Here is a 13556-nt window from a genome sequence, read left to right as displayed (position 1 = left end):
CCTCACCAACAGCGGCGACCGCATGACCGAAAAGACGAGGAAGCGCCTGGGAGATCGCTGAAAAGATCGCCGAGTTCCTATCTGACAACCCTCGGCAAGGGGCGAAAAGCGTGTCCAGCACGGTTTTTCGGGGTCGCGCGGCGGTACGCCGCCACCGCGAACTCGAGATCCTGATTCCGGCTTACAACGAGGAACGCCGGCTCAGCGAGACTCTGTACGCTCTCGCGCGGCATCTGCACCGCCGCGGCATCGACGGGGCTCTGCGCGTCGTCGACAACGGCAGCAGCGACCGGACGACCGAAGTGGTCGACCGGGTCGCCGCCGTCGGCGTGCCCGTGACGGTCACCGGGTGCTCGCGCCGGGGCAAGGGGGCCGCCGTCGCGCGCGGAATGCTCACTACCACTGCCCGCTGGGTCGGCTTCTGCGACGCCGACCTGGCCACGCCGGCCGAGGCGATCGACGACGTGCTGGACCAGCTGCGTGCGGGTCACCAGGTGGTCATCGGTTCCCGGCGGTGCGAGGGGGCGCGGCTGGAGCTGCGCCAGCCCTTGGTCCGGCGGCTCGGCGGCAACGGGTTCCGCATGCTGACCCGCCGCTATTCCGGGCCGGTCGCCGACACCCAGTGCGGTTTCAAGTTCTTCGAGGCCGGAGCCGCCCGCGCCGTGTTCTCCCAGGTCCGGCTCACCGGCTTCGCGTTCGACCTGGAGGTTGTGGCGCGCGCCCGGGCGCTGGGCCTGGGCATGGTCGAGATCCCCGTGGCCTGGCGCGATCAGGAGGGCTCGACCTTCCGGCCGGTGACCGACGGGCGCCGGGTCGTGCACGAACTGTGGCGCCTGCGGCGGGAGATCCCGGCGCCGGTGGGGGCGCGGTGAACGGCCGGCACGGGAACCATCCCTGGCAGGGCCGGCACGTCGTGATCTGCAATTGGCGCGACAGCGGCCATCCGTCCGCCGGTGGGGCCGAGCTCTACTGCGAGCGGGTCGCCGCCGAACTGCACCGCGAGGGCGTCCGGGTCACCTACGTGACGGCGCGGGCGAAGGGTCAGAGCCGCCGTTCGGAGGCGGCGTTCGGTTCTGTCGTGCGCGGCGGTGGCACGTACACGGTTTATCTTTTCGTGTTGTTCTGGCTGCTCCGGAACCGCGGCGTCATCGACGGAGTCATCGACTCGCAGAACGGCATCCCGTTCTTCACACCGCTGGCGCTGAGCGGCCGCACGCCGATCGCGCTGCTCATCCACCACGTGCACCAGGATCAGTTCCTGGTGCACTTTCCCAAGCCGGCGGCCCGGGTCGGCCAGTTCCTCGAGAACCAGGGCAGCCGGGCCGTCTACGGCAGTCGTGCGCTGGCCGCGGTCTCGCCGTCGTCGCGGGCGGAGATCCGCCGCCGGCTCTCGATGCGCGGCCCGGTTCACCTCGCTCCGTGCGGTCAGGAGATGCCGCCGCCGCGTCCCCGCCGCCCCAACCGGGTCCCCCGGATCGTCTGCGTCGGCCGGCTCGTCACTCAGAAGCGCTTCGACGTACTTCTGCGCGCGCTGCCGCCGGGTGTCGAGCTCCATCTCGTGGGCGACGGCGAGGCCCGGGCAGGGCTGGAGCGTCTCGCCGCCGAGCTGCAGCTGGGGCCGCGCGTCGTCTTCCACGGCCGGGTCGGCGACGCCGCTCGGGACGCGCTGGTCGACTCGGCCTGGCTCACGGCGAGCGCCTCGATGGGCGAGGGCTGGGGACTCTCGGTCATGGAGGCCGCGGCGGCCGGTGTCCCCGCAGTCGCCTTCTCGGTGCCCGGCCTGCGCGACACGATCCGCCCCGGCGAGACCGGCTGGCTGGCCGAGCCCGGCGCCGATGACGAGCTCCCGGGCCGGCTCTACAGCGCATTGGACACCGCGCTACGAGAACTCTCGGATCCGCGCGCCGCCGATGCCTATGCCCGCCGTTGCGCGGCCTGGGCGGCCCGCTTCACCTGGGCCGCCACCGCCGCGCATCTCACCGCCGTGCTCACCGCCGAGGAGCAGCGGCTCACGCTCGCGCCGAGCGAACGACGCCCCGGCTCGGACAGCGCGACGCTGGTCACCATGCCGGCCGCCGATCTGCGGCGGGCCGACCTCACCGGCCTGCGGGTCACCGACCAGCTCGACGTCGACGGCAACCGGGCGTCGCTGCTGCTCGTCGGGGCCGACGAGCAGGACGCGCACAAGGTGCTGCAGCGGCTCGACGTGGCCGGACCGGACGCCCGCATCCGCCTCGCCCGGCACCGCGACCTGCTGGGCTGGCAGATGCACCCGCCGACCCGGGACACCGGCCCGAACCCGTCGACCGGGGTCGCGGCCGTACCGGACCGGCCCGGCCGTCTGCGCCGGCTGATCCTGCCGCTGGGCGTGTTCCTGCTCGCGCTCACGGTGCGGTTGATCGCCATCGGGCGCGCCTACGACATCTTCGTCGACGAGATCTCGTACGCGATGGTCGCCCGCAATCTGGTCGACGGGGCCGGCCTGACCCTCAACGGCGGCCCGTTCCACCTGCATCCACCGGGTTTCTTCCTGGTGCTGGCTGGTGTGTTCGACGCCGTCGGGCTGCCTGCCGGCACGACGTCGCTGGTGCTCGACGCCCGCCCGGTAGCCGCCGTCGCCGGCGCCGTGGGCTGCGCGGCGGCGACCCTGCTGCTGGCCCGGATCGTCCGGTGGCCGATCGCGTTGGGCGCCGGTCTGCTGCTCGCGCTCGACCCTTTCCTGCTGCGCTTCGACAGCCGGGTCATGCTCGAGGCGCCGGCCATGGCCTGGGCGCTGCTCGGGCTGGTGGTGCTGACGATCCGTCCGCGACGCACCCGCGGCGCCGTGGCCTGGGGTGTCCTCGCCGGCTTGTTCTTCGGCGCGTCAGTGCTGACCAAGGAGTGGTACGTCTTCGTCACGATCGTTCCGCTGGTCCTGCTGCTGTTCACCACCAACCGGGTCCGCCGGCGAATGCGACTGAGCGCCCTGGTCACGGCCGCCTTGGCGTACGCCGGGTACGTGATCGCCATGGCCGCGCTGGGAATCCTGCCGCAGTGGTGGGCCGAGAAGGCGACCGGCCTGGCCCGCGTCACCGGCGCCCACCAGGTCACCGGCTTCAACCAACCCGGCGCCGAGTCCCTCGGTTCGCGGGTGGTCGCGAACCTGACCAGCTTCGGGGCGTCTTACCTCCTCATCACCGTGGGCGGGCTCGCCACCGTGGCTTTGCTCGCCGCCCGGCGACGCCGGCCATGGCAGTTCCTGCCGGCCGCGGGCGGCGCCTCGGTCGTGCTCGCGCTGGGAGTGGGAGCGTTCGCCTTCATCGGGTACGCGGTCGGGTTCGGCACCCTCGAGGAGCAGATGTTCTATCCGGTGGTGGTGACCAGCGTCGTGGTCACCGCGGCCGGGCTGGACATCGCGCTGCGCCTGCCCGGGCCCCGGCGGGCGGTCAGCCACCGGCGCCTGGTCGGCGTGCTGGCCGGGGTCACGGCGGCCGTGCTGTTCGCGGGCAACGCCGGCATCTGGGCCGACGTCCGCTTCCGCCCGGACGACACGTATCGCGAGCTGCTGGCGTGGGCGCCGCGCGGGTTCCCGCCGGGCAGCACCGTCGCCACCACCGAGGACGTTGCGCAGTTCGTGCTGACCGGCGTACGCCTCGGGCAGTGGGCCGACGTGGCGTCGTTGCGCGCCAACCGGGTCGACTACGTGGTGATCTCGACCGCGTTGGCCGAGCGGGGATACGGGCACGCCCGCCCCGAGTTCGTCCACGCCTTGGACGCCCGCGCCTCCGTCGTGTTCACCAGCCACGGCCGCACGATGGGCGACCTGCGCGTCTACGACGTCCGTGAGCTGGCCGGCCACGGAACGGCACAGCGGTGAGCGGCCGGCATCGCAGGTCCGCGCCGGGTGGCGCCGGCCTGTTGCTGGCCGCGACCGGACTGACCGGCGTCGCCAATTACGGCCTGTCCCTGGTTCTGGTCCACTTGTTGCCGGCGGGCGAGTTCTCCCGTTTCGCGGCAGTGTCCACTCTGCTGCTCACAGTCGGCACAGTCGCGAGTGCCGCGGTGCCGTGGGTCATGGCCCGGGAAACAGTTCTGAGCCACCGCGGTGACGCCCGCCGGCGCCGGGCCATCCGCTTCGGGCTGGGCGCCAGCGTGGGCCTCGCTGTCGTCGCCGTTCTCGCCCTGGCCGTGGCGTCGGCCTCCTACGCGCCGCCCGCGCTGCTGGTCGGCGAGGCCCTCGCCGCCGCCTTCATCCTGCTCTGCGCGGTGGGGGCGGGCGTGCTCCAGGGCGAGCAGTCGTTCGGTGCGCTGGCCGGCGTCCGCATCATCGAGGTCGTGGTCCGGGTCGCGCTGGGCGTGCTGGCGGCGCTGGCCGGCTGGGGCAGCGCCGGCGTGATCGGCGCCTTCGCGGTGGGTGCGGCCACGGCGGCGCTGTGGAGCTTGCTCGCTCTGGGTCCCGACCTCTGGGGAGCCCTGGCCCGGCCCGGCGCCGACGAATCCGGTCCGGAGCGCCGGGCGCTCGCGCGGCACGCCGCCGGCTTGGCTTCGGGTCAGGCGGCGCTGTCGCTGCTGCTCACGCTCGACGTGGTGATCGGAGCGGCGATGCAACGCGGCGGTGATGGCCTGGCCGGCTATCAGGCGCTGCTCGTGCTGGCGCGGATCCCGCTGTTCCTGGCCACCGCTTTGGCCACGGCCGCGTTCCCCCGGCTGGTCGACGCGGCCGGGGAAGCCGAGGCGGGCCGGGCCTTCCGCGGCACGCTGCGTACCTTCCTGCTTCTCGGTGGCGTGGTGACCGCGGGTGCCGCGACCTTGCCGGCGTCGCTGGTCGAACTGGTGCTGCCGGCCGAGTACGTCGCTTCGATCCATCTGCTGCCGGCGCTCGCGCTGGCCGGCTTCGGCGGAGCGCTCGCGACTCTGCTGGTGGCCTACCTGCAGGCCCGGGGGCAACTGCGCTTTGCCGCCGGCGTGCTGGCGGTCGCGGTGGCGGCCGGAGCGACCGGGTACGTGCTCACCGCCCACGATCCCAGGCTGCTGGCCTGGATGTCGGCGGTGGTCGTGCTGGGCGCCGCCGCCGGCCTGAGCGTGCTCGTCCGCCACATGCTGCCGATCGTGCTGAGGGCCGCCCCGGCCGCCGCGCTCGCCTGGGTCGCCCTGCGGCTCGTTTCCGATCGGCCCGCGCTGTGGCTGGGCACGGCCGCGGTGGCCGGCGCGCTCACCCTGCTGGCCGTGCGCCCTCGTCCCCGTCCCGACGGGCCGCTGCGGGTGCTGCACCTCGGTTTCGAGGACCCGGCCCGGCCCGGAGCGGGCGGCGGATCCGTACGGACCCACGAGGTCAACCGCCGGCTGGCCGCGGCCGGTGTCGAGGTGGTCGTCGTCTGCAGCCGCTATCCGGGCTTCGCCGAGCGGGTCCAGGACGGGGTCCGCTACGTGCCCTGCGGCTGGCGGATCGGACCGCTGTCGGCCGGGCACTTCCCGTCGCTGCTGGCCTACTTCGGCGCGGTGCTGACCGGGCTGGGTCGCCTCGAACGCCGCTGGCGGCCCGACGTGATCGTCGAGGACTTCGCGGCGCCCTTCTCGAGCATCGCGGTGCCCTACCTGACCCGTACGCCGGTGGTCGGGGTCGTGCAGTGGCTCTTCGCGGCCGACAAGGCCAAGCAGTACAAGGTGCCGTTCCACCTCGTCGAGCGCCTCGGTGTCGGCGCGCACGAGACTCTGGTCGCGGTCAGCGAGGACCTTGCCGGCGAGCTGCGCCGGCGCAACCCGAGAGCGGCGGTGCGGGCCGTCCCCAACGGGCTCGAGCCGGCCGCCTGGCACACCGCGCCGCGGGCTCGCGGCGACCACCTGCTCTTCCTGGGCCGGCTGGAGATCGCGCAGAAGGGGATGGACCTGCTGCTCGACGCCTATGCGTGGGCCGCGCCGTACACCAAGTCGGACCTGTACATCGTCGGCGACGGCCCGGACGAGGCAGAGCTACGGGAGCGTGCGGCCCGCCTCGGTATCGCCAAAAGAGTTCACTGGCTGGGCCGGGTGGACGGAGCGGCCCGGTTCGACGTGCTGGCCGAGGCCCGCCTGGTGTGCATGCCGAGCCGCTACGAGACCTTCGGCATGGTGGCCGCGGAATCGCTCGCTGTCGGCACGCCGGTGGTGGCGTTCGACATTCCGTGCCTGCGGGCGCTGGTACGCCCGCACGTCGGGGCTCCGGTGCCGGCCTTCGACGTGGAGGGTTTCGCGCAGGAGCTGCTCCGGCTGGCCAACGATCCGGCCGAGTGCCGCCGACTCGGCGCGGCCGGGCCCGATTCCGTACGCCATCTCGACTGGGACGCCGTGGCCGCGGAGCAGCTCGCCGTCTACTGCTCGGTCGTGCCGGGCGTCCTCAGCACCGCGATCAGGAAGTCGGAGTCGGCGGTGAACGGCCGCAGGTCCCACGTCCCGAGAAGCAGGTCGGCGGTCAGGCCGGCGGAAGTGGCGTCGGCCAGGAAGTCGTCGAAGGGGTAACCGCGCCCCGCGCCGAAGCCCACAACCAGCCGGCCGCCGTCGGCCAGGTGGCGCCCGCACCGGCGGAGGATCTCGACGCGGGTGCTGGGCGCCACGAAGGTCATGACGTTGCCGGCGCTGACGATGACGTCGAAACGGCCGGGCAGGTCGAGTTCGCTCAGGTCGCCCACCAGCCACTGAGCGTCCGGGTGGTTGGCCTTCGCCTCGGCGATCAGGGCCGGGTCGAGGTCGACCCCGACCACCTCGTGGCCCGCCGCGGCCAGATAGCCGCCGAGCCGGCCCGTGCCGCAGCCGGCGTCGAGCACCTTCGAGCCGCGGGCCAGCATGGCGTCGACGAATCGGGCCTCGCCGGCGAGGTCGGCGCCGGCCTCGGCCATCGAGCGGAAGCGGTCGATGTACCACTGCGAGTGGTTCGGGTTCTCGCCGAGGAGCTTGAGCCAGCCGTTCTGATCACTCATTGCCCCGATGCTAACCGGCGGCCCGCTTCACCAGCTCGGCAATGCGCGCTTCGACCTGCGGCGTCAGCTCGGTCAGGGCGAAGGCGGTGGGCCACATGGCGCCGTCGTCCAGCTGGGCGTCCTCGTTGAAGCCGAGAGTGGCGTAGCGGGCCTTGAACTTCGCGGCGGCCTGGAAGAAGAGCGTGGCTTTACCCCCTTTCCCGTACGCGGGCATGCCGTACCACAATCGGGGCAGGAGCTCAGGCGCAGCTTCCTTGACGATCGCGTGCACCCGCTCAGCCAGTTCGCGGTCCGTCCCCGACAGCTCGGCGATCTTCTCCAGCACGGCCGGCTCCTGATCCTTCGTCTTGCTGCCCCGGCTCTTGCGGACCTCCGCGGCCCGCTCCTTCATCGCGGCCCGCTCCTCGGCGGTGAAGTTCTCGGCCATCTTCCGCTCCTCCCACGTCTGCCCTGGTGACGAGCTTGACGGTACGGGCCTCGCCGGGCGGGGCGCTTCTCGAATCCTGATCACTCGGGCGGGCCCGCTCCAGCACCTCCTCGGCGGTCAGCGGGCTTCGCGGGTGGTGGGTGAGGGACAGCGGCGTGCGGATCTTGCGAGGCGCCGCGCCCTCGGCGGCCAGGTAGAACTCGCCCACCGTGAGGCGGGAGATGTCGGGGACGTCGCCGCCCTTGGCCTTGGCCATGTCGCGGGCCGCCTCGATCTGGATGGGGCTGTTCATCAGGCCGTACATCTGGGTGGCGGCGTTGCCGGGGATGCGGTTGTGCAGGCCCTTCGGCGCCTGGGTGGCGAAGACCAGGCCGAGGCCGTACTTGCGGGCCTGCGCGGCCAGGGCCAGCGTGCTCTGGGTGCAGGCGGTCATCGCGCCGGACGGGGCGAACGTCTGTGCCTCGTCCATGATCAGCAGACCGAGCAGCGGGCGGTCGCCGGCCGGGTTCTTCTTGATCCAGGCGAACAGGGCCATCTGCAACTGATTGACAAAGCTTTGCCGTACGTCGTCCGACGGCAGCCCGACCAGGGAGATCACCGAGACCCGGGCCCGCTTGCCCGCCGCGGGGGTCAGCAGCAGGCCGGGGTCCATCGGCGTGCCGTGCCCGCCGAACAGCGGGTCGTTGACCATGGCGGCCGTGAGGGTCTGCGACAACGCCAGCCCGATCTTCTCGGCGTCGTCGATGTCGATGATGCCGTCGGGCAGGTTGCCCAGCGTGTCGATCAGGCCTTGGAGGCGGCTGCCGCCCCGCCGTCCGTAATGCTCGACGGCTTTGCGCAGAACGGCCAGACCCAACTGCGTTTTGTTCGTACGGCCGGTGAGCCCTGCCCGGGGCGTCAGCGACGCGACGGCGGCCTCGACCGCCTCGTGGAACTCGTCCTCGTCGTCGCGCACGCCGGCGAAGTCGGGCAGCGGCTGGAAGCTCAGCGGGCGGCCCGAGGCCCGGCGCGGCGTCCACACGACGACGTCGGCGCCGGCCAGGTATTCGGCAGCCCGGGCGGCGTCGTCCGGTCCCCATTGCGCGGGCGGCGCGGGCCAGCCGTCACCGAGCCGGGCCAGGTCGTTGTTCGGGTCGAGCACGATCGCCGACACGCCCTGCAGCGCACATTCCTCGACGATGCGCCGGATCAGCACCGTCTTGCCCGACCCCGAGCCCGCGAAGATGGTCGCGTGTTTGCGCAGCGCCTCCAACGGCAGCCGCGCCGCTGTGCCGTCGTGGTAGTCGTATCCGACCGTGAACCCGGGCTCCGCAAGAGCCGGCGCAGACGGCGGAACGGACGGCGGAGCAGGCTCGGTTGCCCGAGGCGGGGGCGCCGATGTCCAACTGTCGACATCGGACAAAGCTTGTTGGACGAAGATCAACCCGTGAGCCGGACGGCGTTCGGTCAGCCAACCGCGTATGTCCATTGTGGCTTCGGCCAGCATGACCTGGAGGGCCGACATCGTCCGCAGGTCGTCCTCGCTCAGGGTCAGCGTCCTTCCACCGGCCGCTTCCAGGGCCGCGACGGCCGCCCGGGTCCGCTCCCCCGCCGCCCATTTCCCGTTACGCAGCAGGAAAAGCCGCCGCTTCGGGGTGCCCGCGTCGACGGCGGACGCCATGGACGCCTTGCGGATCCGGGACAGCGCCGCGCTGTGGTGATGCTCGGCGCTGATCGCCCGGAAGCACCAGTGCGCCTGGTCGTCCGTCTGCTCGTCGAGGAGGAGACGCAACCGGGCGTGCAGCGGCGGATCGCTGCTCGGCGGCGGGTCCACGCTGAACGCGTCGCCCGCGTCGCCGCGTTCGAGGGCCCACGCCGTGAGCGCGGCGGCCAGCAGCGGCGGCACGGCCTGGTCCTCGTTGTCGCGCGTCAGCGGCGTCATGACGTCGGCCTTCGCCCGCAACTCGGCGAACCTTTGGTCGTACGCGTCGAGGTCGCCGCCCGGACGAACGCGCGGCTTCGGGGTGGCCGTCTCGCCCAGCTGCCGGAGGATGCGGACCTCGCCGGCCTCGAGGCACTCGGTGACGTGGTCGTCGATGGCCCGCAGCAACTGCCTCGGGGTGAAGCGACCGGCCTGGTCGAAGGCCTCCGGCGCGACGGGCCAGGTCGGGAACGGCGGTTCGAACCCGAGCTCGGCGAAGCGCATCCGGAACCGCTTCTCGATGATGGCCCGGGCCAGGTCGTCGTCGTTGATGCGCATGAGCTGCGGCGTCTGCCGGAAACGGTCGGCCACCGTGTCGGCCGCGGTCGTCCTGATGATCGTCCACGACGTCGGGATGCAGGCCAGGACGGTGAGGGTGCGCCGGGTGATCTGCCGCAGCATCATCAGGCCGTCGGCCATGCGGGCCAGCATCAGCGCCTGCTCGGGCTCGACGTACGGCGCCGCGGCGTCGCCCTGCAGCGCGACCTGGGCGATGAGCGTGTCGACCTGGTCGATGGCGATCACCGACGGGCCGGTCAGCGCCAGCAGCCACGACAGGTCCTGCACGATGAGGTGCGCCGGCCGCGGCGCGCGGCGCATCCCCCACTCGTGGCGCTCGCCCGGCTCGTTCTCCTCACCCGAGTTGAAGTAGTTGTCGGCCAGATCCCGGTGCGCCACGTTCTCGGACGCGCGCAGGGCCAGCGCCCGCGCGGTCTCCTGGCTCGAGTGGGCGACCTGGCGGTCGTGGTCGCCGAGACCTTTGATGAACGCGTCGACATCCTCGCGGGTCAGGTCGGTCTGCCCCATGAAGGCGCGGCGCGACCGCCTGGGCGCGCCCACCCTTTCCGACAGACGCCGCAGCAGGAGGGTCAGCTGGGTGTCGTTCGTGCCCGGAACCGGCCGGGCCAGGCCGTCGAGCATCGCCATCCGGACGCTGTCCCAGAAGCTGCCCGCGTCCAGCAGGCCGACCAGGAAGAAGTAGCCGCCCTGCTCGTGCACCTGCTCCCGGACCCGCCCCAGCAGGTGGGTCTTGCCCGAACCGCGCTGTCCCTGCATCACCAGGCCGATCGGACTCGCCGCCGGGCTTCTCTCCGCATCTCGTACGCCGTCCGCGATAGTTCGAAGGACCGGCAGGTGCAGGCCGTCGACGTGAAACGGCAACGGACGCCAGATGTCGTCGGGCACCGGCGCCCAGTCGAAGCGGAGCGATTCCAGGGCCTTCAGTTCCGCTTCGTTCATCAGACCCCGATCGCCAGCAGGTGGTTCTCCTGACCGCCCAGACGCAGAGCCGCGTCGCGGTCGGCCGCGGTGAGCGTCTGCTGGTTGGATTCCGGCACGATGTTGGCCCGGCCGCTGTCGCTCAGCTCGCCCAGCGCCTCGTCCAGCTCGGCCCGCGGCACGTCGGCGAAGAACGGGCGCAACCGGCGCAGGCTCACCCACGCTCCCGGCTCGTCGGCCAGCGCCCGATAGGTGCCGGCGATGCGCGCGCTCAGGTCGCCGGCGGGCGCGCGCATGTCCGTCCGGGCGAACAGTTCGGTCAGGTTGGCGGCGCCGCTGCGGTCGAGAACGCGCTCGCGCAGGTGGGTGTGCAGGGCGGTCAGTGCAGCTCCCAGGGCCTTGGCCCCGCGCGCGTTGAAGTCGAAGTCGCTCTGCATCCGCACCCAGCCCTTGTCGTCCAGCTGCATCGCGACCGTGCGGCCGCTGCGGCGGCTCGAGACGTAGTGCAGGCGGGCGAGTTTGTCGCGCTGTTCCTTGCGTACGTCGAGGCCGTACTTCGCTTTGAGCTCGGTGTTCAGCACCTCGCGGGCCTCGACCATCAGCACCATGAGGATCGCGCCCTCGGACGGGGTCAGATCATCGCCGGCCATGATTGTTTCCTTCCGCTGTGTCGCGCCGCTGAGCCCGCACAAAGGTGCCTATCTCATGAACCACGGCGCCGACGTCATGAATGATTCGGGCATTGGTGAAACGCAGAACGGCGTAACCGTCCAAAGTCAGTCGCACATCGCGGCGGCGGTCGAGCTCATAGCGGTCGGGCCGGCAGTGTTCCGGCCCGTCTATCTCGACGACGCACCTTTCCGCGGGCCACCACAGATCCAGCCGTACGGGCGGGGTGAGCGCATTCGACCGGTAATCCTGATTCCAGCGGCGGCCGGTCGCCCACGACTCCAGCGCCAGCGCGGCCTCGAGGGCGGCTTCGACCGTGCTCCCGGGATGGGGCCGGCCCGCCACGGCGACACTGCCTTTGCCAGCGGGCATTCCCACGCGTACGGCGGGAACTCGCTCGCTCGTCGTGCCGAGCAACCACACGGCGGGCCCGCCGCTGCTGACCAGCCACTCGGCGCCGGCCACCACCGCCTCGCCATTTGGCCCGTCGCCCCCTTCGACCAGAAGCACCGTGCGGCGCCGGCCGAAAGCCACCGCGACCAGCCGGGCCAGCTCCCGCGCGCGGATCCGCAAGGGCAGCGGCGCCGCCAGCGGACGGCGGCCGGTGAGAGCCAGGACGGCGAGGTCGGTCAGGAACGTCCGCGGGTAGCGGCCCCGGCGGGCGAGTTCGGCCGCGAGCAGCCGGGCGGCGGCGAGACCACCGAGGTCGGGCCGGCTCTCGCCGGTTCCGGGCAGCCAGGCCGGCAACAGCCCGACGGCGGCCCTTTCCAGCTCGGCCACCGCGGCCCCGGCGAAAGCACCGGGCGAGTTGCACGAATCCGGAACGCGAGTCACAAGGGGCGCCAATTCGCCGGGCTCACCGGCCAGCACCTGCGCGAGATCATCGATATCGATCTCGGGGAGCGAGACAACACGATTCACCGGGATGTCCGCGACGATCGTGCGGCCCGCCGTGGTCAGTGTTCTCAACTCTTTCCCAGCCCGGCGCCACAAGTCCCGGACAGCCTACGAATAGTCGCCGGCGCGGCGCCATAGCGCGGATGTGACCCTTTTCTCGCCGAACGGCCGATAGCCGTGACGCTCGTCCCACCCGGGTCGTCTTTCCGACTGTTTCTCCGCCTTGTTTCCTTGATCGCATTCCACCGTTCCGCACCGCAAAGATCCACAATGCGAGGCGCGGATCGATTGCCGTCAGTTGTTACGCTGCCCGCGACCCAGTGACCAGCGGCGATGAACGGACCCACCTGTGCCGACCCGACCCCGAAGTCACGGCGGCTCCGGCGGCGACACCCCGGACCCGCCGTCCAGCGGCGGCCCTCGCCCCCACGGCGCCGGTGGCCCCCGCCCGGCCGGCAACATCGCCGCCGCCCAGCAGTCAACACACCAGGTAGCCCACCAGGGCCGAGCCGGCGCGGGCCACAACACGGCCGCCGCCAACGGCCAGTCCGGCGGCCCGGCCTCATCGACGCCCTCGACCGACGACCTCGAGCTCAGCGCGATGATGAAACGCTACGACCAGCTGGGCGACACACCGCCGACGTTCAACCTCGCCCGCAACGACGACGCCTTCGACACCAACGGCGCGCACACAGTTGAACGGCACGGGCCCGACGTGCCTCTGCGGCGTGATCCGACCACGCGAACCGTCGAAGGGCGCGTCTATGGTGATCCGCCGTGGCCGCGCCCGGAGAACCAGGCGTTCAAGTGGACCGACCACACGACCATGAACCGTGAGGTCAACCGCTACGTGCGGGAGAACTGGGAAACCATTCGCAGCGACCTGGCGGAGGGTGGTCGCCACGAGGGCGGATTCGACGCCCACCATCGAGTCGGCGAGGGCTATTACAACAAGGGCATGTTCGGCGCCGGTCCGCGCCAGGCCGAGTACCGAGCGACCAGCTTGATCACCGTCCGCATCAACGTCGTGCCGGGCTCGGATCCACCGCAGCCGTTCATCGTTACCGCTTTCCCGTCCGGATTACTGTAGGGCCGTGGATCAGAGCCAGCTCCCTGAGCCGATGCGCGCCCGCAGGGCCGAGCGGGACGCCCGCACCCCGTTGCAGAAGGTGCAAGACCTGCTGCGGGGCTTCGTGCTGGACACCGACGGGCTCGACCAGACACGCGCCGAGATGGTGGATGCGGCCGGCTACACCACCCGCTACTTGCGGCAGCAACTCGAAGCCCTCGAGTGGGCCCTCGAGGCCGACCTCCCGCCGGGCACACTGCTCCACCTGGTCGAGAGTGATGCCAACATCGGCTTGGACGACGACCCTACCGACGCCGGCGCCGCAGTGTTCCTCCGGCAGGTGGCCGACATCCTCCGCGGGGTCCTCGCCGAGGCGGGATAGGA

General features: G+C 71.8%; 9 protein-coding genes and 1 pseudogene. 5 read left to right on the top strand and 5 right to left on the bottom strand.

Going from position 1 to position 13556, the window contains the following annotated elements; genetic code table 11:
- Window positions 1-110: 110 nt before the first annotated feature.
- The 3 genes and pseudogenes from OWR29_RS27955 to OWR29_RS48065 form a co-directional block, all read left to right on the top strand.
- Complete coding sequence (locus tag OWR29_RS27955; RefSeq protein ID WP_267566242.1) at window positions 111-872, top strand: glycosyltransferase; 762 nt, start codon at window positions 111-113, stop codon at window positions 870-872.
- Entirely contained in the window at window positions 869-3856 is a 2988-nt protein-coding gene (locus OWR29_RS27950; protein ID WP_267566241.1) for a glycosyltransferase, read from the top strand. Before OWR29_RS27955 ends, OWR29_RS27950 begins: the two co-directional genes overlap by 4 nt.
- Before the next feature lie 197 nt (window positions 3857-4053).
- Window positions 4054-6258: pseudogene (locus tag OWR29_RS48065) on the top strand (glycosyltransferase); the annotation flags it as partial.
- Window positions 6259-6326: 68 nt separating this feature from the next.
- Here the strand turns inward: OWR29_RS48065 and OWR29_RS27940 are convergent.
- The 5 genes from OWR29_RS27940 to OWR29_RS27920 are packed head-to-tail and all read right to left on the bottom strand — an operon-like array spanning window position 6327 to window position 12175.
- Window positions 6327-6932 (bottom strand): class I SAM-dependent methyltransferase, encoded by a 606-nt coding sequence (locus tag OWR29_RS27940; protein WP_267566240.1) that lies wholly within the window; start codon window positions 6930-6932, stop codon window positions 6327-6329.
- Between the two features lie 10 nt (window positions 6933-6942).
- The gene (locus OWR29_RS27935; protein ID WP_324291277.1) at window positions 6943-7257 is read right to left on the bottom strand and encodes an iron chaperone; all 315 of its coding nucleotides are present in this window, start codon (window positions 7255-7257) and stop codon (window positions 6943-6945) included.
- Window positions 7208-10558 (bottom strand): ATP-binding protein, encoded by a 3351-nt coding sequence (locus tag OWR29_RS27930; RefSeq protein WP_267566239.1) that lies wholly within the window; start codon window positions 10556-10558, stop codon window positions 7208-7210. The genes OWR29_RS27935 and OWR29_RS27930 overlap by 50 nt, the downstream gene beginning before the upstream one ends.
- Window positions 10558-11187 carry a hypothetical protein gene (locus OWR29_RS27925; protein WP_267566238.1) on the bottom strand — a complete coding sequence of 210 codons (630 nt, stop codon included), beginning with the start codon at window positions 11185-11187 and terminating at the stop codon, window positions 10558-10560. The genes OWR29_RS27930 and OWR29_RS27925 overlap by 1 nt, the downstream gene beginning before the upstream one ends.
- Entirely contained in the window at window positions 11174-12175 is a 1002-nt protein-coding gene (locus OWR29_RS27920) for an endonuclease domain-containing protein (protein WP_267566237.1), read from the bottom strand. The genes OWR29_RS27925 and OWR29_RS27920 overlap by 14 nt, the downstream gene beginning before the upstream one ends.
- 277 nt (window positions 12176-12452) lie before the next feature.
- Between OWR29_RS27920 and OWR29_RS27915 the strand changes: the two genes are divergently transcribed.
- Both OWR29_RS27915 and OWR29_RS27910 read left to right on the top strand, forming a co-directional pair.
- Window positions 12453-13193, top strand: coding sequence for a hypothetical protein (locus OWR29_RS27915; RefSeq protein ID WP_267566236.1), 741 nt, complete (start codon window positions 12453-12455; stop codon window positions 13191-13193).
- Window positions 13194-13197: 4 nt separating this feature from the next.
- On the top strand, window positions 13198-13554 hold the full coding sequence (locus OWR29_RS27910; protein WP_267566235.1) for a hypothetical protein: 357 nt from the start codon (window positions 13198-13200) through the stop codon (window positions 13552-13554).
- Window positions 13555-13556 lie beyond the last annotated feature (2 nt).

Source organism: Paractinoplanes pyxinae (assembly GCF_026626335.1).
In the GTDB taxonomy this organism is placed as follows: Bacteria; Actinomycetota; Actinomycetes; order Mycobacteriales; family Micromonosporaceae; genus Actinoplanes; species Actinoplanes pyxinae.
Note: the sequence above shows the minus strand (reverse complement) of the source record. Positions and strands in the feature narration are given on the sequence as shown.

Excerpts from the sequence above, each read along its gene's own strand:
- OWR29_RS27925 (WP_267566238.1), bottom strand. The coding sequence starts at position 11,187 with ATGGCCGGCGATGATCTGACCCCGTCCGAGGGCGCGATCCTCATGGTG.
- OWR29_RS27930 (WP_267566239.1), bottom strand. The coding sequence starts at position 10,558 with ATGAACGAAGCGGAACTGAAGGCCCTGGAATCGCTCCGCTTCGACTGG.
- OWR29_RS27940 (WP_267566240.1), bottom strand. The coding sequence starts at position 6,932 with ATGAGTGATCAGAACGGCTGGCTCAAGCTCCTCGGCGAGAACCCGAAC.